This window comes from Bartonella sp. TT67HLJMS (assembly GCF_042193375.1).
In the GTDB taxonomy this organism is placed as follows: domain Bacteria; phylum Pseudomonadota; class Alphaproteobacteria; order Rhizobiales; family Rhizobiaceae; genus Bartonella; species Bartonella grahamii.
The window spans coordinates 82,132-101,712 of sequence record NZ_JBHILP010000008.1; the positions used below are offsets into that span (position 1 = coordinate 82,132).

Sequence of the window (19,581 nt, forward strand, 5' to 3'; positions counted from 1 at the left end):
TAAAAACGCATGATGAGGCTTTGTTTATTATAGAGCAAAGAGTATATATGTTATGTAATGCGTTTTTTCATATATTGGGGAGAATGGAGGATAACATGCGTTAAGTATTGTTATTTCATTTTCCTAGCTTCCAGTGATGCTACAGCTCTTATATTTAAAGAGAGTATTTAAAATCCTTTCTTATTATTCCTATGCTAATCTTTTTGTAACACGTCAAGAAAGTGATTTTTTTCATGCATTATAAGGGGGGATAAAATAAGAAAATATTATGGGGGGCTTATTCTCTGTTTAATATGATTCTAAATCAATGTATTATCGTATTGTTTATACGCATGCATAAAAATTCATAAGCCTATAAATATCCTGTAGATAAAATATCGTTTTTACTTTTGTTTGTGGGAGAAGGCTAGAAATCAAGATCTGCATAGTGAGCACTTGCAACAATTCCGCGGACGCGATCTGTTAAAAGAGAACGAAAAGAAGGGCGTGATTTAATTCTCATATACCAGTCTTTGGCAGCAGGAGATTGTTCCCAGTCAATTTCCCCTAGAAAGTCAAGTACAGAAATAGAGGCTGCTGCTGCTAGGTCTGCATAGGACAAGGTAGAACCGACTAAGCTATCGCGAGAGGCACAGAGCCAGTTGAGATAGTTCATATGTGGTAAAATATTGGCACGTGCATTGCGTAAAATTTGTGAATTAGGAGCACCACCACCAATGGCAAGTGGCATTTCACGTTTATGGATTCGTTCTCGTACGATATGGCGCGTTGCTTCATTTTCGAATTTATTTAAGAACCAGTCATTGAGACGGCGTACTTCCGCACGATCTAAAGGATTTTCCGGAAAGAGCTTATTGTCTTGTCGTAAACTTCCATGTGTTTCGTCTAAATATTCGCAGATAACAAGAGGACCTGATAATGGAACCTCGTGTTCATCGAGAAAAACAGGAACATGACCAGCGGGATTGAGGGCTAGAAATTCGTGTCTTCTTGCCCATTCATATTCTTCAATCAGTTGAGTGGTTACACCATATTCCCCAAGAATGAGGCGTATGAAGCGCGAGGCAGCGGATAGGGGAGAGTGAAAAAGTGTCAGCATAATTTACACTATCAAATAGAGTTGATGAGAATTCTTTCAAGTAATCATTTTTATAAAGATGCTTGACTAGAAGTACAAGATCATTAGCAGCTGCTAGTAATTATAATTAATAAATTGTTAATAATAGCAATTGTTCTTTTATGCGATGGTTTGCAAAATGGCAGCACGTAATTCTTCTAAACCGAGAGCTTTTTCTGAAGAGGTTACAAGAAGCTCAGGATAAGCTGCCGGACGTTTGAGAAGCTTTGTTTGTGTGCTTATAATTAATTTTTCCAAGGCATTTGATTTGATTTTATCGCTTTTTGTCAAAACAATTTGATAAGAAACGGCTGCTTTATCAAGGAGAGCAAGAACATCTTCATCATTATTTTTGATTCCGTGCCGTGAATCAATTAAGATATATACACGTTTTAATGTTGTGCGCCCCCGTAAATAGCTAAAAATCAAATTTGTCCACGCATCAACCAGATTTTTAGGAGCAGCAGCGAAACCATAACCAGGCATATCTACTAATGCTAGAGGGGGAAGATCTCCCAGCTGCCCACTGAAGCCATCGGGGACAAAATAATTAAGCTCTTGAGTTCGTCCTGGTGTATTTGAGGTGCGTGCTAAGCTTTTTTGTTCGACGAGTGCGTTTATTAAAGATGATTTTCCAACATTGGAACGTCCTGCAAATGCAATTTCTGGTGGTCCTTCAGGGGGGAGAAAGCGTATTGCTGGTACACCACGAATAAAAATCCAATTGCGAGAAAAAATTCCAGAAAGGGAAGAATCTCTTGTCATTCATGCACTTCTTTTTTGGGTGATTTTCTCCACATGGTTTTCAGATTATCGAAAAGCTCAATTTTAACTCCTTGGCGCTTCATCATGATACCTTGCTGAATGATTGATAATATATTGTTCCATGCCCAATAGATAACGAGACCAACAGGGAAAGAGGCGAGCATAAAAGTAAAGACAACAGGCATCCATGTGAATATCATCGCTTGGGTTTGGTCTTGAGGAGCGGGATTCATACGCATTTGTAAAAACATCGTTATTCCCATAATCAAAGGCCATGCACCAATCATAAGGAATGTTGGAGTTGTATACGGTAAGAGACCAAACAAGTTAAAAAGAGAAGTTGGATCGGGTGCCGCTAAATCTTTAATCCAGCCAAAGAAAGGGGCATGGCGCATTTCAATGGTGATATAGAGAACTTTATAAAGAGCAAAGAATATTGGGAATTGAACCAACATTGGCCAACAACCAGCAAGGGGATTAATTTTTTCGGTTTTATATAGTTCTATTATTGCTTGTTGTTGCTTGGTTCTATCATCGGGATATTTTTCTTTTATTTCTAGCAACCGCGGTTGTAAAAGCTTCATGCGTGCCATAGATTTATAAGATTTATTGGCTAGAGGAAAAAGAAGAGTTTTTAAGAGCACTGTGACAAGAAGGATGGCGATACCAAAATTTCCTGTTTGTTTATAAAGAACATCAATGAGAGAAAACATTGGTTTGGTGATGAAATCAAACCAACCCCAGTCAATTAAAAGAGCAAACTTTTTGATTTTTAGATCATTTTGATAGTTATTAATAATTTCAACTTGTTTTGCACCAGCAAAAAGCCGATTTGTAATAGTTTTTGTTTCATTTGGAGCAATCGTTAAAAGCGATCCTAGCAAGTCAGACTGATAATGCGTTTGCAAACGATCAAAATAAATAAAACGGCTTGTATATTCTTTATTTTGCGGGGGAATAACTGCTACAGCCCAATATTTATCGGTAATACCAATCCAACCTCCTGTTACTTTGGAGAAAGTCATACTCTTCTGCCCATTATCAGGATTCGGGTCAAGCTCTGCTAAGGTTTTATATTTTTCAGTTTTGAGCGAATCTCCTGCAATACCTATCATACCTTCATGAAGTAAATAGGTTGCATTTGTATGTTCTGGTGGTGCTGCACGTGCAACGCGGGCATAGGATGAGAGATATATTGGTTGATCACTTTCATTGCTGATAGAATCTTCAATGGTAAACATGAAATGATCATCAACAGAAAGAATACGCCGGAAGATCTGTCCTTGTCCATTATTATAAATTAAAGTGATGGGTGTTGAAGGAGTCAGGATTGTATTGTTTCCCTCTATTTGCCATTGTGTATCCGATTGTGGCAAAGCTTTTGCTGGTAAAGATGCACTTGCAAAACCAAATTCAGCAAGGTAGGTCGTTTTGAAACCCTTAGGATTCAGCAAATCGATTTCCGGTGATTTTTTATCGACTGTTAAACGATATTTTTTGAGGTGAAGATCATCAAATTGTGCTCCAACAAGATTAATAGAGCCTTCCAGTTCATTGGTTTTGATCGCAATACGCTTTGTTTTGGCCAATACAGCTTTCCGGATTTCAGGTGTCATTGGCTGTTCGATGATAGATGTTGCTTGATGCGTTGAGGTATCGTCAGAAAAATTCGTCGTGGTAGTAGAAAGGGTTGATTGTTGTTTTGACAATTGCTGTGTGATGACTTGTTGTTTTTGTAACTTTGCTTGTTTGGGAGCAACATGAAGAAATTGCCATGCGATGAGCACTACGAAAGATAAGCCAATAGCGATAAAGAAATTGCGGTTATATTCCATCCGTACACCCTTGTTGTTGTTGCTGATGTTTTATTTTTGGTTTTATTCGCCGATTTAATTCACTAATTAAGGATGTAAAAGGCGCATGTAACGCATCACGATATGCTACAATGACATAGTCTGTTCCTGCTTCCATGTGGTTTGTTACACCAACTCTTACGGCTTCACGCAAGCGCCTTTTGATACGATTACGTTTCACAGCATTACCGTTTTTACGAGTAACAGTGAAGCCTACACGTGCAACAAGAGAATCTTTTCTTTCTGTTGTTTGTTCACGAGATTTAACTTCGAGCAAAAATAAAGGACCACGCCGCTTTTCTCCTGTACGGACAGCCAAAAAGTCTGCTCTTTTGCGAATACGGCAGGGATGTTTTTTCTTCATAAAAGAACATTTCGCAATTTCACTAAATGCCTGCAAGCAGGCATTAGAGGTTCATAACAAAAGTTTCACAACGAAGAAATGGTGAGCAATCCTCAACGGTTGTGAAAATTTAAATGGTTAAGCAGAGAGCCGCTTACGTCCACGAGCACGTCTTGCAGCAATAACTTTACGTCCTCCAGCTGTAGCCATGCGTGCACGAAACCCATGGCGGCGTTTACGGACAAGTTTAGAGGGTTGGTAAGTACGTTTCATTTATTTAAATACCGCGGAGTGCGGCCCTTCTTAATCTTCGTTTTATGAGCAGTTATGCGCGAGATGAACGATTTTATCCTATCATACGGCTGTTAACCCATAAGGAAAAATATAAAAAAAGTCAATCTTAGATTGTTTTTCTCGCTCTTGAAAGAATACAAAACACCTTATAATCGTCTGTGATACTTTTTTTACGATACTGTAAGAGTGTCAGAAATAACGATTAAGTCTATAGAAAATAAATGACTAGGGCGTTAAAGAATTAAAGAAAGTGTGACTGATTATTGTATACTCAATTTAAAGTATCCTTTAATATTAAAAATTTTTTCAGTTTTTGTTTTTACAAAATTTTTATCAGAACATTCATTAAAGTGGTTGTAGACAAACACGATTGATAGGATTTTATAGCAGATTTTATGTTTGAGATTCTTTATTTAAGGATGGTTTCATATTTTTAAAGAGAAAAGATATAAGTAATTTATACTTTATAATTTTGAGTAAAGTAGAAAATTATCAGGTGATGAACCTGTAAGTATTTTTCGTTCTTATGCTTATATTTGCTGGTATTTTTATAGAGAGGAAAGAACGTGGATTCTATTACAAGTGAGGCTGTCCGCAACGTATTACGTAAAATCAAAGGACCAGATCTTGAAAGTGATATCGTGTCGTTGGGGCTTCTTTCAGAAATATTGATTGCTGATGGTAAGGTTTTTTTTTCCATTACAGTTCCTGATGGAGGTGTGCAAGAATGGGAATCATTGCGTCGTTCTGCTGAAAAGATGGTATGTGCTTTGGAGGGAGTGAAATCTGTTGTTGTCACACTTACAGCAGAAAAAACAACAAAGGCAGCACCTAGACGGAGAGCAAATCTCTTACCGATCAAAATGCCCATAGAAGGTGTGCGGCATGTGATTGCTGTTGCTTCTGGAAAAGGAGGGGTCGGAAAATCGACGATGGCAATAAATATCGCCTTAGCTTTACAAGATTCTGGTTTCAAGACGGGGGTGATGGATGCTGATATTTATGGTCCATCTTTGCCGCGTTTGACAGGACTTGTTAATCAAAAACCACAGCTCATTGGAGAAAAAAAGATTCAACCTCTTGAAAAATTCGGACTTAAATTGATGTCGATGGGATTTTTGGTTGAGGAAGAAAAGCCGGTAGTATGGCGTGGTCCTATGGTTATGGCAGCGGTAACGCAATTGTTACGAGACGTTTTATGGGGACCTCTGGACGTTTTAGTCGTTGATATGCCGCCCGGTACAGGGGATGCACAACTAACGCTTGCACAACAGGTACAATTAACAGGTGCGTTGGTTGTCTCTACGCCCCAAGATCTTGCTTTAGTGGATGCGCGTAAAGCAATAGAAATGTTTATGAAAGTCAATGTTCCTATTTTAGGAATTATTGAGAATATGAGTTATTTTATCGCTCCTGATACGGGAAAACGCTATGATGTTTTTGGCTATGGTGGTGCACGGGCAGAAGCGGAACGTCGAGAAGTCCCTTTCTTAGCGGAAATACCGCTTGATGCAGCTTTACGATTTTCTTCAGATGAGGGGATCCCTATTTTTGTTGCTAAGCCTAGTACAGAGCATACTAACCTGTATCGTAAAATTGTTGATCAAATAAAAAATCAACTCTTTTGAATGGATGTTTGTTTAAGATATTAAAACACAATCATGAAGGACATAAAAATAGTTGCTTCTTTGTAAGGGGAAGTTTTAATGTGTGAGTGGAGTATATAGGTTAAATAAACAAAAAATTATTCATGCGTTTGGATAACCTGAAGGGGAACCAAATTGAAGAGATAGAGCCATGAGGTAGAAAAAAAATATTGGTATTGAGGATAAAAGAAGACAGAAAATAAAAATAATTTAGAAAAATTGTAAACGGTTGTAAAAAATATTTAAAAAATCAATTCTTTTCATAAGGTGGTATCTTTTTCAGGTGTAAAAAAAGCATTTTTCGATATGAATTTTCTTGATATCAATCTCAACATTTAGCTCTTTCTTATTGAGCTGATAAAAAATGTTGGTTAAGTCTTTCTAGAAGCATTCATTTTTTGCAAAGTAGCCTCAAGAGCTGTTGTTAAAGCATTCCTTCCCCCTTGATGAGAAAAGTAATTTGACAAAAATTCATTTGTTCCACCCTTTGTTGAAAACTCTTTTTCAAGCAGTGCAAAATCGAGAAATGCAGAATGATCCGTTGCCATAATTTTACGCATTTCATCCGTAAGATTTCCAAACATCATGGTAAGAAACTCTGCTGATTGCTGTTTTTTTAACCCCTGTGTTATAAACCATTGATGAGCGGTTTCTATAAAATTAAAATATACTCCCATAAGTGAACCAGCCGTCATAAAAAGATTAAAGTGCTCTTCCTTATCCAGCACCAATGTGCCCCCCAATGCATCAAATAAAGTGCGTAAAAAGGAATGATCGGGATAAATTGGGGTTAAATTTTTGCACTCTGCAACAAAAGGTAATGGAACAGCACGATAAACTTTATGATTAATCCACTCTTCTATTTCTGCTGCTTTTGCCATAGCAAGTACGGAAATAACCAGCTGTTCTGGACGAAAACGAAGAGAGCGCAAAACGCCTTCTGCAATTTGGTTGGGCAAGCAAAGAAAAACACAATCACTAACATCAAGCAACGCTTGGTTATTTTCAGCAATTATAACTTTATCATAAGTGTTTGAAAGGCGCTCTGCTGTTTGTGCATTGCGAGGTGAAACAATAATGGAAGAAACATCAAAGGTGCTTGTCATGAGTCCATTCACCATTGAAGCACTGATTGTACCTGTTCCCAAAAAGCCAAGTTTCATTTTTATTCTTCAGTTTTATATTTTAAAAGGAATCTCAATCAACATTTCAGGTGCTTTAACTAACATAAACGCTAATTGAAGAAGCAACACATAATATAGCAAGAATAATCAAGCCCAGATAGATTTTTGGTTTGTCAAAGAGAACGGCAAAAGCAGAAAACCAACCAACAACAGCTGCGGCTAATGCAAATAAAAACCCTGGTTTATTCATAAGTACAATATGCATTGCCATTAAACCACCAATAATCAGCGCTCCAAAAACAATGAGTAAAGCTGTTGCAAACTTTTCATAATCATCCATATTTCGCTCCTTATAGCGCTCAAACGATTACACACTTTTTAACGCATATGCACATAAAAACGAAATGTTTTTTATTGAGTATGGTTAAAATGGGGTCTGCCTTTCATTAATCAGATGTAAAAAATGCAGGGATATGCTGTGGCCAACGCCAAGGTAAAATTGCAATCAAATCAAAGCGTACAGACAAAAGGGCATAATCTTTTTGCCGTGCGAGCCAAATATCGGCTGCTGCCTCAATTCGCCTTTCATTCATTCGGGAGACCGCTTCCATTGCTTCAGCTAACGTTGAACGTGCTTTAACTTCAACAATTAACACAAGATTTCCACGTCGTGCAATTAAATCAATTTCACCACACTTTGTTTTAAAACGCATTTCGGCAATATGAAACCCTTTGCAACGTAGCCACCAAGCTGCCAATTTTTCTGCACGAATCCCTCGATAAAAAGACTTTTGTCTACGTTTTTTTTGTATCATCTTACGCATTTTTTAAAAAAATTAATCGCTGAAAAAGTTCCTGCTTTTTAAAACCGGTCTCTTTTGCAACCAAAGCTGCTGCTTGAGCAGCGGAATGTGTCTGTGCGCGTTCTAATAGCATTTCATCAATTTTTTGATCACTTATCACATTTAAAGAAGAAGGTGATTCTCCAACAAGCACAACAATTTCCCCACGAATATGTGCTTGTTTTCTGTAATTTTCCAACAAGTTTCCCAAATTGGAAACATTTACTGTTTCAAACTTCTTTGTTAATTCACGACAAATGGCAGCAGGTCGATCAGCCGAAAAAAGAGTGACCATATCCTGTAAAGTTTCAACAAGACGATGCGGTGATTCATAAAAAATCAAAGTTGCTGGAATCTCTTTTAATTGTTCCAACCGTTTTCGGCGCTGTAGCTTGCGTGCACTCAAAAAACCTGCAAAAAAAAAGCTATCAGTAGGAAGCCCTGTCGGTATAAGAGCGGCTAAAAGAGCGGATGCTCCAGGAATAGGAATAATTTTATGACCAGCTTTACGGGCTTCTTCCACCAATCGAAATCCGGGATCAGAAATAAGTGGTGTTCCCGCATCTGAAACAAGCGCGACTGTTTTGTTTTCTGCTAAAGCTGCTAAGAGCTTCGGACCCGCTTTTTGCGCATTATATTCATGATAGAGAAAAGGTTTTTTTTGAATCCCGTAACGTTCCAACAAAACACGCGTTACCCGCGTATCTTCACACGCTAAAATATCAATTCCTGCAAGCACTTGCAAAGCACGAAGCGTAATATCTGCAAGATTTCCTATAGGCGTTGCCACAAGATAAAGCCCTGATTCTATAACGGGGGCAGAATAAGCATGCGCACCTATAAAATATGCTTTTTCACACATGCTCTTTTCTTTTCATCAAATTTCCCTCACCACAAGATTTTTATCCATACTCATAAGCCATTTTGGCTCATTTTTACCAGCACATTTTTATCATTATAAAAGCTTACCTTACTCGAATAATCGATTACACTTCAATAAGATAATCTCATCTTTAACGTCTTAATCTAACATTATTATCTATTTTGATCCGCGTTATTTTTTTAGTAAAACAAATTCCAGATGTAACCAATATTCTATCAGCTCCATGATTTTCTATAAAGTTTTTCCTTCGAGAACCAAAAAACAATTTTACCTATGCCACCATCTCACGCTTGGCTGTGATCTTTTAAAAGCTAAGCTTTTTAGACTATTTCCATAACGTCTATCTTTCAAATATTCTATTGATATCCAAACTGTTTTTCTGAGCAAATGTAAACAGCCTGTTTTGAAACATAAACAGCTAATTGTATTGTTATTGATCAAAGATAAGCCCTTATCAGAAAAATATTTCATTTTTTCATATTCTCTACAGCTTTAACAGTATGAATGAGTACCTTAGAAACGTTTAAGGCTAATTTTTATCTTAAAGATTTGATTTATAATTGATAATTTATCGTTTTGCATATTGATTAGGAGCTTTAAATATCGTAAAACTATCTCATTTCATAGTCAATTAATCAAAATTATTTTCGTGCATTTTGAAGCCTTCTCAAAGCAAAGATTATTGCATCATTGGGGCTCGCAGAGAAAATGACGCTGTTAGCTCGTATTTTTTATTTCGTAAATATGGAAGTGTTTGTTCACAGGAGTACGTTATACTTTTTTTGAATAGTGTCGCAAAATAATTGTTCGATATGTGTTAAGAGCTATCTCTTAAAAACAAGCCCATGAGTGAACAACACAAGTCTGTTTTAATTTTGGATGCCTTATTTTTCTGAAGGATATGCTCCCATAAAAAAACGTAAGTAATAAAAGCAGGGGCAATTTGTGGTTTCTTCTTTTTAAAAGATATTGTGATGCTTTTGAAAGTTCTAAAACCGAATGGATAGATGATAGTAAAGAGGAAAACAGGTTTCTCTCCTTTCAGATTTCATATTCTTGCTAAATGAAGCTGTATTTTCGTTTCAGAGATTAATCAAATAGAATACGCAATATTTTTGCTCTAACTACAAAAGCTGGAACGGCGCGCAGAGCTTTCATTTACCTTAATCTTTCTTTTAAATATACTACTTGTGTTAAATTTGGATGTTGATTTACAAGAAACAGCGAATGCACAAGCTTTATAAGAAAAACAACCCTATAAAACGCGTCATAGAGTGGTCATGAAAGCTATTTTGGCTTTTTATCAGATGGTTTTGCTAATAGCGATAGTCTCCATGGTTTGGCATCTGCTTATTCTTACGGTGTTTGTACATATTCATTGCAGTATATTGGTAAAGGTTAGATGCAAGGCGATTATCCTTGATGAAAAAATAAAAGGTCAATGTGATATTAAAGATTTTTTTGTGTCATTATTAGTAGAAACATTGAAATAGCTTGAACAAGCATGCTCTTTATCTCGTTATCTCGCAATGTTTTTTCTACATTTTTCTGTGGTTTTCTTTAGTGAGCATTACTTGGCAAAGTGTAAGAGAAAAAATAAACTTGAAGCGCATCTTCATGGGTTTTGTTCTTGGCTAGTTAAAACAATTGATGTTTCTTATGAGGGGGCTAAAAGCATTTTGGATCATGTAGGAGAGGGGGCAAAGTAGAGCGGACTTATTTTCCTTCAGATTTTCGAGAAGCGCTGCTGTTTCTTTATCGCAGAATTGTCAAGATATATTCATTATTGTTTTGTCATTTAGATAAAAAATTTTTGATAAAAATATGTTATGTTTTGCTATTGAAAAAAGTCATGCGGTGGGGAGAGTGTTTTATATGAAAATAGAGTCCTTTTTACATTGTGAAAGAACGTATGCAGGAAGGGGATTGATAGATTTCTGATCTGAGGGAAATATTTTTATTTATTACGTTTTGGATATTTCAATTTTAGGAGAGTGAACAATGATTATACATTGGGGCATTACATATTGGGATAGAAGGGGCCCTCATTGCCTTGCGGACAGGTCCAAGTGATATTTTGGTTCGGATCTTTGATATCGCATGTTTTACAATGTATGCAATTTGAAGCGTTGATAATATAAGTCAGATGATCATTATACTCTAGCCACTCGTAGACAGCGGCGGGGCAATAGTGTGTGGAAGGTGCCCCATAGATTGCATATTCGGAGTCTTTTTGTTTTCTTAATGAGGTTATTTTTAAATGGCAAGGTTGATTTTCTTCATGGTGCGTATTGGAAAGGGCAACACTTGAAAGGCGATCAAAGGTTACAACACCATCTGGTTTTGGATAAGCAATGGGTTGAAATTTTTCTGCTGGTTCAAGATATGCATAATCTTCCTTTTTGTGGGGGAGTGTTTTAAATAAGGAAAATCCGAACAGCTGTTGCCACCACATATCAAAACCGGCAAGTTTAATTCCATATTTTGTCCCATATTGTGCCCAGAGCGGTTTGGCATTTCTCACTTTATAAAGATCTTTGCCAATGGGACCTTTTCGCCACTGTTCTTCGATTTCTTTGACCTCATCATGGGCACGTCCTTGCGCGAGAGCGGTAGCGATTTTATCGGCAGCTAATATGCCAGATAAGATGGCATTGTGTGAGCCTTTGATACGAGGAACATTGACAAAGCCAGCAGAGCAGCCAATAAGTGCTCCACCAGGAAAGGTGAGTTTTGGTACAGATTGCCAACCTCCTTCGCTGATAACACGTGCACCATAGGAAAGACGTTTTGCACCTTTGAAGATTTCATAGAGTTTTGGATGTGTTTTAAAACGTTGAAATTCTTCAAAAGGAGAAAGATAAGGATTTTTGTAATCTAAGTGCACAACAAAACCGACAGAAATGACATTGTTTTCTTGGTGATAAAGAAAGCCACCACCACCGGTATTATTGTCTAAAGGCCAACCCGTGAAATGTTGCACTAAACCGCGTTGGTGTTTATGGGGATCAATTTCCCAGAGTTCTTTGAGGCCAAGACCAAATTTTTGTGGTTCACGATTTTTGCTAAGGTTGAAATGTTTTATCAGTTGTTTTGCAATTGAGCCGCGTGCTCCTTCCGCAATCAGAGTATATTTTGCCAATAAAGCCATACCAGGCATATAATTTTTTCCAGGGGTTCCATCTTTGTTAAGCCCCATATCACCGGTGAGAACACCAATAATAGCTCCGTTATCTTTTTGGATAATGGGCTCTGTTGCTGCAAAACCAGGATAGATTTCAACACCCAACGCTTCAGCTTTTTTGCTTAGCCAGCGGCAGACGCTTCCAAGCGAAACGATATAACATCCGTTATTTGATAAGATTCTGGGATGCAAAATATTGGGCAATAGTGTCGCTTTTTGAGGCTTTAGAAAAAAAAATTTGTCTTGGGTGACGGGGGTTGTGAAGGGATGGTCGTTGTCATTTCTCCATTCTGGTAAGAGTGTATCGATACCAATGGGGTCAACAACTGCGCCCGAGAGAATATGTGCACCAACTTCGGTCCCTTTTTCAACAATTGTGACAGAAAGCTCAGGATTAATTTGTTTAAAACGAATTGCGGCAGAAAGCCCTGCAGGTCCTGCTCCGACAATGACTATATCAAACTCCATACTTTCACGTTGGTCATGCAGAGGTTCTTTCATGGCTTATAAAGCTTTCTCCAATTCTGGAATAATTTGGTGGAGATCACCTACAAGGCTGTAATCGGCAATTTGCATGATGGGAGCTTCTTCATCTTTATTAATGGCAACAATAATTTGTGCATCCATTATACCTGCTAAATGCTGGATTGCACCGGAAATGCCAACAGCGATATAGAGTTCAGGGGCAACGACTTTTCCTGTTTGTCCAATTTGCCATTCATTGGGGGCGTAGCCTGCATCAACTGCTGCGCGGCTGGCACCTAAAGCGGCATCTAATTTGTTTGCAAGAGGAAGAAGAAGTGCCATAAATTGTTCTTGAGAACCAAGACCACGCCCGCCTGATATAATAACACGTGCAGAGGTAAGATCAGGACGATCACTTTTGTTGGTTTCTTCTTTTACGAAAGAAGAAAGATTTGGATTGGGAGCTGGTGTTATTATTTTAATGGGAGCAGAATTATTTTGGGAAGGCGTTGGTGTGAAAGAAGCTGTGCGAACTGTTATAATTTTTTTATGATCATTGGTACGGACAGTTTCAAGTACATTGCCTGCATAAATGGGTCGTTTGAAGGTATCAGGTGAAAGAACGGCGGTAATATCTGAAATTTGTACAAGATCAAGAAGGGCTGCTACGCGTGGCATCACATTTTTTCCAGTGCTGCTGGATGCAGCCATGATCACATCATAATCATTTGCTAACGTGAGAATTGTATCTGCCATAGGCTCGGCAAGTTGATGGGCTAAATAGTCTGCTTTTGCAATAAGAACTTGCCGCACACCATTAAGTTTAGCACTATTTTCCGCTATCGTTTGAATTTTTTCTCCGCAAACCAGAATATCGATATCATTACTGAGTGCGCGTGCAGCGGTGAGCGCTTTTGCTGTTTCTTCTGTATTATGATCAGCCAATAAAAGAATTGCCATAAGTTTTTGCCCTTTTATGTGAGTGTTGCTTTTACTCTAGTGGTGAGAATATTAAATGCAGTTCTTTTGTTTTAGCGCACTGACAAGCTCTACTACATTCGCCACTTTAATACCGGGTTGACGGGGTTTTGGCTCTTCAACGCTTAAAATTGTTAAGCGTGCTTCCGTATCGATGCCAAGATCAGCAAGAGATTTTTGTTCAATGATTTTCTTTTTTGCTTTCATGATATTGGGGAGAGAGGTGTAACGCGGTTCATTGAGCCGTAGATCGGCAGTCATAACCATGGGAAGGGGAAGACAAAGAGTTTGTGTTCCATTATCAACTTCACGAGTAACTGTAGCATGCCCATTTTCTATGTTAAGATGTGAAGCGAAAGTTGCCTGTCCCCAACCAAGAAGAGCTGCGAGCATTTGTCCTGTTTGGTTGCTATCATCATCAATTGCTTGTTTTCCTAAAAAGACCATATCGGGTTTTTCTTCATCAACAATAGCTTTGAGAACCTTAGCAATTGCTAAGGGTTCAAGTGTTTGATCTGTTGTGACAAGAAGTGCGCGATCAGCGCCCATTGCAAGTCCTGTTCGTAGAGTTTCTTGGGCTGCTTCTGGGCCAATTGAAACAAGAAGAACTTCTGAAATTTTACCGGATTCTTTCTGGCGAATAGCCTCCTCCACGGCTATCTCATCAAAAGGATTCATAGACATTTTTACGTGAGACAGATCAACACCTGTACTATCGGGTTTGACGCGTATCTTGATGTTATAATCAACAACACGTTTGACAGCGACAATTATCTTCATAATGATCCTCTTTGTTTGTATGACCACAAGTTTATAGCAATACTCATAAGAAACCAAATTGTTTAGAATGAAGTCTCATTTATAACCTGTGTTATCTTTCATATAAGCTTTTTTTACGTTTACTTGTACTTTCTCGTCGTTATTTTCAATCTTCATATTTTTGCATTGCTATAATTGCCTTATTTGCTTGAATAAAAAGTAAAAAAATCAATCTGTCTTGTGAGAATATTCTTTTTTAGTTTCTTATGCTTTGTTTATGATGGTGCAATAGGTCCTTTATACAATGAAAAATTAAGTGAAAAAGATAAAAATGGGGAAATGATTTTGCTCTTCAAATCTTGAAGACAGAAAAATTAAAGATCTGTCTTTCAAGTATTTTGGATAAAGATTGGGGAAAATATTTCTAACAAAAAAGTTTTTAGGACTTCTTAAAGCTCTATTTACTAAAATAGAGCACACTTTCTCATCATTTGTTACGATTCTTTTCAAAAAGGTTAATGAGGGGTAGGCGTTTGTGAATACGAAGGGTCATACGATCGATCAGGCGACCAATCAGGTTAGGAATGGTAAATTCTTTTCTTTTGTTGAACAGAAAGAAAGAATGGATACTTCTGTAGAAGTAACGATGTCGGATATTGCTCAAAAATTACGCACCGTTTATACGCAAATGCAAATGAAGCATCCGCCTCGTTCTTTGATGCAGCAGAGTTCTGTAGAAGAGCATTTTAAATCTTACTTAGATGATATTAGTCGAGCCATTTTGGCTGAACATTATATACGTCGTCAAAGAGAAAAAAAGCTTTTTGAGTCTTTAGAGCAGATTAAAACAATTGTTAAAAGTTTGCAGAGTGAAAAAAAAAGCTTAGAAGAAGAAGCGGTAACACGACGGGTATCTCGTTCAAAATCACCTGATTCTGTTGTACAAAAACTTGCTCATATGGAATGTCAGGAAAATCAAGAACGTTTATTCCTTCAAAAGATGCAAAATTTTTCAAAACAAAACGGTATAATTCCACTCCAAACAAATGTTGAAAATACGTTGCAGCAAGAAAATAGAAGTTCTTTGCCCAGTGATGCTCTGAAACCTTCTTTTAAAAAGGATGAGGGAGTAGTGAAGCGTGCTGTGATAGAAGAAAAGGGTATGATGGATGTTCAGGTATCTAATCATTGCAGTGAGAATGATTTTTCTTCTTTAAAGGCGCAGTCTCGGGAACATGTCTCCTTTTTATCTTATTTGGTAAAAAAAAGTGTTCTTTGTTTTTTAACCGTTGTATTTGTGGTAGCGATAACGTTATGTCTTTATAGCTTTTTAAAAGGAGCTCGTTTTTTTTAATTTGTATGATGTTGATGTTAATAGATGTGAAATGTATTGCGCATTCGTGTTTGTACGAAAGCTATAGCAACTAGAATTATTCTTTTAAACACGCAACAAAGATTATTGGAAAAGAGGATAATTGGAGAAGGATTCTCTAATTGTTAAAAAAACCTCAGATTATCTTGAAGGTTCTGTAAGTGAGTATTTATTTACCAATTGCTGAAATGTCACTCAATATGCTGATCTTGATTGGTATGGGAGTCGTTGCTGGTTTTTTTTCAGGCCTTTTTGGAATCGGTGGTGGGTTTCTCATCACACCGTTATTGATTTTTTATAATATTCCTCCTGCTATTGCTGTTGGAACAGGTGCTAACCAGATGATTGCGTCATCTGTAACAGGAGCAATTACACATTTTAGAAGACGTACGCTCGATATTAAACTTGGTATTCTTTTAGCGATTGGAGGAGGGGGTGGTTCTTTAATCGGGATTCAGGTTTTCTCTGTTTTGAAAAAGTTAGGTCAATTAGACTTAATGATTTCGCTTCTTTATGTGATTCTTCTTGGAAGTGTAGGAAGCTTAATGATCGTTGAAAGTTGGTATGATATGATGCGCAAGCGTAAGGCAGGAAAAGCCAATATTCGTCTTGCTGGTCGACATAACTGGATTCATCGCTTACCCTTAAAAATGCGTTTTCGGACATCTATGATATATGTTAGCATTATTCCAGTTTTAGGGATTGGTCTCATTGTGGGGTTGTTGTCTTCTATTATGGGAATTGGTGGGGGGTTCTTTATGATACCAGCATTGATTTATCTTCTGCGTGTTCCAACCAGTGTGGTGATTGGGACTTCACTTTTTCAGATTACATTTGTGTCTTCTTTCACGACAGTTTTGCAAAGTATGACTAATCAGTCCGTTGATATTGTCTTGGCTTTTTTGTTAATGCTTGGAGGAAGTATTGGTGCGCAATATGGAACAAGGGCTGGAAGGAAGTTAAAGGCTGAACAATTGCGTATGGCGCTTGCATGTTTAGTGTTGATTGTGTGTATGCGTCTTGCTTTTCAATTATTTATACGCCCTGATAATCTTTTCTCTCTGGATATTCTTATGAGATAAAAATGGGTAGATTATTTTCTTTATACATCATTACAGGTTTTTTTTGTTTTATTTCTTTTTCTACATGGTCACATGTTGGGACGCCAGCTACATCCATTGATCAACTTGACCACGAAACTGTCCAAATTATCGTAACAACGAATACGATTACTGTGGATGCAAATTTTGCTGGTCGTGATCTTTATATTGCTGGTGTTTTGGAAAATATTGATCCGTTATATTCTCGACAAAACCGTTATGATATTGTTGTAAGCTTGGAGGGACAAGATCGGACAATGGTGATGCGAGAAAAAAAACGCAATGCCGGTGTATGGGTTAATACAGATTCTCTTATTTTTAAAAAGGTTCCTCTTTTTTACTCTATGGTCACAACACGTGAAATTGACGATATTACGAGCATTGAAGATTATAAACGCTTGGGGTTAGGATTGCTCTATTTGCCATTACAGACGGATGAACAAGATCAGAAAAAAATACAAAGCTTTCGCGATGAACTTATAAAATTGCAAAAAGCTAAAAGCCTTTATTATGAGGAAGTAGGTGGTGTTCGTTTTGGTTCTGACACACTTTTCACAGCACATTTTCGTTTGCCAGCAAATATTCCTGTTGGACATTATAAAGTTCGTGCTTATCTTTTTCGTGATGGACAGTTTATTGATAGTGCAACAACGACTCTTGAAATTGTTAAAGCACATATCGCTTATACAATTTTTTATGCAGCGCACAAGTATCGTTTTTTATATGGTATTGTTGCAGTGATTATTGCTATTACTACAGGATTTTTATGTCGTTTGATTTTTCGAAAAGATTAGCGCAAGGAAAATGTTAAGGCTTTTATTTTTTATGAAAAATTCGTAAGATAAGAAAAATAGGTACAACAACAATAGCTCCCGTCATAGTTATATGAAAGAAATTTGTAAGCGTTATAAATCCTGCTTTCCATAGTGATTGAAAAAAATCTACTATTCTTTGTATGAGGTTTCGAGGTGTCCATCCCAAAAAATTCATTACGATGCCAATGAAGAATGAAAGGATAAGTAATTTTAGACTAGCACGGTTTAATGTTCCTCCAAGAAACGCATGAGAAGAATTTAACAACTTTTTCTTTCGGTTCATTTTAATATACTTTCGAAGATCGTGTTTTTTATTATATTATCATAGTACAGCGATGTTACTAGCATAAAAGAAAAACATTTTTTATTTTTTCTTACTTTTTTAAGTTCACTACCTTAGTACTGGTGTAATAACAGTGCTGTTTTTTGAAATATACGCGTATTTTATTGCATTTTCGCGATATTTTCAGGGCGCTTCATTTCATTAAATGAAGGGATATCCTTTTGTTGCTGAGAATTTGTAGAGAAATTTTATAACGTTTCGATATTCCGCGTCAGGGTGAGAGTTTTTGTTCGTTGAAGATTTTGTAACCGACTTATTATTGTTGTGTATAGAAATAATATTTCAAGACAGTTTACTTAAAAAAAGACTATCTATTCTGATAAGGGTGTGCTTATATAGGTATTATATTTAGGTATTTCAACCTTAGTCATTGAAAAGATTTTTTTCTGAAAAAATGCAAGCAATGAATTGAGTGTTGTTAAAGGAGCAAAGGTATTTAAAATACAATATTGAAAAAAGCTTTGTTATGTACGGACGCGTGAGGGAATGTCAGAGGTTTGTGGTGCCCGTACTCCTTTTATTTGGAAATAAGATATAATGAGAAGCTGTTATTTAGTGGGGAATTATGGAAAAATCCAAAATTCCTTTTGCAGAAGGGGTAGAGGTGGTTGATGTTGGGCGATGGGCAAATTTTTCTGTTTTGTTGAAATGTCAAATTATCATGAAGGCTCTTTGTTATTAAGGTTTTTGAGCTAACAGGGGATTGTCCTTTGATGGCATAAAAACGCTAGAGTAAAGAAGAGCTGAGCTTGTCCGACAAGAGAGAAGAAGTCTTTGTCTTATAGCCTTCAATGGTAGACGTTGTAATATCATCAATAATTGGTGATGGGTTATGTCATTCATCATATATTAGATTGTTTTTCGGTGCATAATTCAGGGGTTGGTTTGTAACTATGGGCAGGAGGAGTGGTTGATAAGTGATGTTATTTGAAAGTTTTAATACTTTATCTCTCAGAGCCTATGGTTTGTCTAATTTTATTATTTTGCACATTCTTGTTGCGTGGGGAATTTATACAATAAACTTTAAAAGGAAAAGTCTATGAACTTAAAAAGAAAAATATTGAAAAGTAGCGGATCTCTTGTTGCTGCTCTTATTGCACTGGGAGTAGTTGTACAACAGGTTTCAGCAAAAACACCGGCTGATACCCTTGTGATGGCTTGGAATCTTGATGCAATCAGTACGTTTGATCCTGCGCAGCTCACGGATGTTTATGGAAGTGAAATTGTTCGCAATGTTTGTGATAACTTAGTCAGTACAGCAACAGATGATCCTGCTAAAATGGTTCCCGCTTTAGCAACACATTGGGATGTTTCAGGTGATGATCACAGTACGGTGATTACCTTTCATTTGCGCGATGGTTTAAAGTTTAACGATGGTAGATCAGCCAATGCCAATGATCTTGTTTGGGGTATGAGGCGGGTTGTCAAATTGAAGATGGGTAATGCGGCAATTTTTAATGAATATGGAATTACAGAACAAAATGTTGATGATGCTTTGCAAGCTGTTGATGAAAAAACAGTGGTGATGAAATTTGATAAGCCTTATCCAGCAGAGCTCATTCTGAATAATATTGTTGCAAGTCCTGCAACAGCTTTGCTTGATCGTAAGACGATCATGAAGCACGAAAAAAATGGTGATTTGGGAAATCAGTATTTGAAAACTCATGCTGCTTGCGTTGGTCCTTATCAGTTAAAAAG

18 protein-coding genes are annotated in these 19,581 nt (G+C 37.1%); 5 read left to right on the forward strand and 13 right to left on the reverse strand.

The window, feature by feature from the left end:
• Window positions 1-406: 406 nt before the first annotated feature.
• The 5 genes from ACFIJQ_RS06200 to rpmH form a co-directional block, all read right to left on the reverse strand.
• A complete protein-coding gene (locus tag ACFIJQ_RS06200; RefSeq protein WP_273788102.1) occupies window positions 407-1,099 on the reverse strand; it encodes a glutathione S-transferase family protein in 693 nt (230 codons plus the stop codon).
• A 138-nt stretch (window positions 1,100-1,237) separates the two neighbouring features.
• Window positions 1,238-1,882 carry a ribosome biogenesis GTP-binding protein YihA/YsxC gene (gene yihA, locus ACFIJQ_RS06205; protein WP_375629113.1) on the reverse strand — a complete coding sequence of 215 codons (645 nt, stop codon included), beginning with the start codon at window positions 1,880-1,882 and terminating at the stop codon, window positions 1,238-1,240.
• Window positions 1,879-3,717 (reverse strand): membrane protein insertase YidC, encoded by a 1,839-nt coding sequence (yidC, locus tag ACFIJQ_RS06210; protein ID WP_375629116.1) that lies wholly within the window; start codon window positions 3,715-3,717, stop codon window positions 1,879-1,881. Before yidC ends, yihA begins: the two co-directional genes overlap by 4 nt.
• Window positions 3,707-4,099: a ribonuclease P protein component gene (rnpA, locus tag ACFIJQ_RS06215; RefSeq protein WP_015856278.1), complete on the reverse strand. Its 393-nt coding sequence runs from the start codon at window positions 4,097-4,099 to the stop codon at window positions 3,707-3,709. Before rnpA ends, yidC begins: the two co-directional genes overlap by 11 nt.
• 117 nt (window positions 4,100-4,216) lie before the next feature.
• The gene (gene rpmH / locus ACFIJQ_RS06220) at window positions 4,217-4,351 is read right to left on the reverse strand and encodes a 50S ribosomal protein L34 (protein ID WP_005864709.1); all 135 of its coding nucleotides are present in this window, start codon (window positions 4,349-4,351) and stop codon (window positions 4,217-4,219) included.
• A 587-nt stretch (window positions 4,352-4,938) separates the two neighbouring features.
• Here rpmH and ACFIJQ_RS06225 point away from each other — a divergent pair.
• Window positions 4,939-6,000 carry an Mrp/NBP35 family ATP-binding protein gene (locus ACFIJQ_RS06225; RefSeq protein WP_375629119.1) on the forward strand — a complete coding sequence of 354 codons (1,062 nt, stop codon included), beginning with the start codon at window positions 4,939-4,941 and terminating at the stop codon, window positions 5,998-6,000.
• A 389-nt stretch (window positions 6,001-6,389) separates the two neighbouring features.
• Here the strand turns inward: ACFIJQ_RS06225 and ACFIJQ_RS06230 are convergent, their stop codons facing one another.
• The 7 genes from ACFIJQ_RS06230 to ACFIJQ_RS06260 form a co-directional block, all read right to left on the reverse strand.
• On the reverse strand, window positions 6,390-7,181 hold the full coding sequence (locus ACFIJQ_RS06230; protein WP_375629122.1) for a pyrroline-5-carboxylate reductase: 792 nt from the start codon (window positions 7,179-7,181) through the stop codon (window positions 6,390-6,392).
• Window positions 7,182-7,236: 55 nt separating this feature from the next.
• Complete coding sequence (locus ACFIJQ_RS06235) at window positions 7,237-7,482, reverse strand: hypothetical protein (RefSeq protein ID WP_273788098.1); 246 nt, start codon at window positions 7,480-7,482, stop codon at window positions 7,237-7,239.
• Window positions 7,483-7,588: 106 nt separating this feature from the next.
• On the reverse strand, window positions 7,589-7,954 hold the full coding sequence (locus ACFIJQ_RS06240) for a YraN family protein (RefSeq protein ID WP_273788146.1): 366 nt from the start codon (window positions 7,952-7,954) through the stop codon (window positions 7,589-7,591).
• Between the two features lie 4 nt (window positions 7,955-7,958).
• Window positions 7,959-8,846, reverse strand: a complete 888-nt coding sequence (gene rsmI / locus ACFIJQ_RS06245; RefSeq protein WP_375629125.1) for a 16S rRNA (cytidine(1402)-2'-O)-methyltransferase — start codon at window positions 8,844-8,846, stop codon at window positions 7,959-7,961.
• A gap of 2,041 nt (window positions 8,847-10,887) precedes the next feature.
• Entirely contained in the window at window positions 10,888-12,552 is a 1,665-nt protein-coding gene (locus ACFIJQ_RS06250; protein WP_273788096.1) for an electron transfer flavoprotein-ubiquinone oxidoreductase, read from the reverse strand.
• A 3-nt stretch (window positions 12,553-12,555) separates the two neighbouring features.
• Complete coding sequence (locus tag ACFIJQ_RS06255) at window positions 12,556-13,476, reverse strand: electron transfer flavoprotein subunit alpha/FixB family protein (protein ID WP_375629129.1); 921 nt, start codon at window positions 13,474-13,476, stop codon at window positions 12,556-12,558.
• 51 nt (window positions 13,477-13,527) lie between these two features.
• Window positions 13,528-14,274: an electron transfer flavoprotein subunit beta/FixA family protein gene (locus ACFIJQ_RS06260; RefSeq protein ID WP_375629132.1), complete on the reverse strand. Its 747-nt coding sequence runs from the start codon at window positions 14,272-14,274 to the stop codon at window positions 13,528-13,530.
• A 514-nt stretch (window positions 14,275-14,788) separates the two neighbouring features.
• Between ACFIJQ_RS06260 and ACFIJQ_RS06265 the strand changes: the two genes are divergently transcribed.
• The 3 genes from ACFIJQ_RS06265 to ACFIJQ_RS06275 all read left to right on the forward strand — a co-directional run bounded on the left by ACFIJQ_RS06265 (window position 14,789) and on the right by ACFIJQ_RS06275 (window position 17,519).
• Complete coding sequence (locus ACFIJQ_RS06265) at window positions 14,789-15,607, forward strand: hypothetical protein (protein WP_273788093.1); 819 nt, start codon at window positions 14,789-14,791, stop codon at window positions 15,605-15,607.
• A 179-nt stretch (window positions 15,608-15,786) separates the two neighbouring features.
• Window positions 15,787-16,707, forward strand: a complete 921-nt coding sequence (locus tag ACFIJQ_RS06270; protein ID WP_015856288.1) for a sulfite exporter TauE/SafE family protein — start codon at window positions 15,787-15,789, stop codon at window positions 16,705-16,707.
• Window positions 16,708-16,709: 2 nt separating this feature from the next.
• A complete protein-coding gene (locus tag ACFIJQ_RS06275; protein WP_375629136.1) occupies window positions 16,710-17,519 on the forward strand; it encodes a TIGR02186 family protein in 810 nt (269 codons plus the stop codon).
• A gap of 22 nt (window positions 17,520-17,541) precedes the next feature.
• On the opposite strand, the gene ACFIJQ_RS06280 is transcribed toward ACFIJQ_RS06275, so the two are convergent.
• Complete coding sequence (locus ACFIJQ_RS06280) at window positions 17,542-17,823, reverse strand: DUF6460 domain-containing protein (protein ID WP_026500288.1); 282 nt, start codon at window positions 17,821-17,823, stop codon at window positions 17,542-17,544.
• Between the two features lie 1,099 nt (window positions 17,824-18,922).
• On the opposite strand from ACFIJQ_RS06280, the gene ACFIJQ_RS06285 reads away from it, so the two are divergent.
• Window positions 18,923-19,581 (forward strand): ABC transporter substrate-binding protein (locus ACFIJQ_RS06285; protein WP_375629139.1); only part of this gene is annotated, 659 nt, incomplete at its 3' end.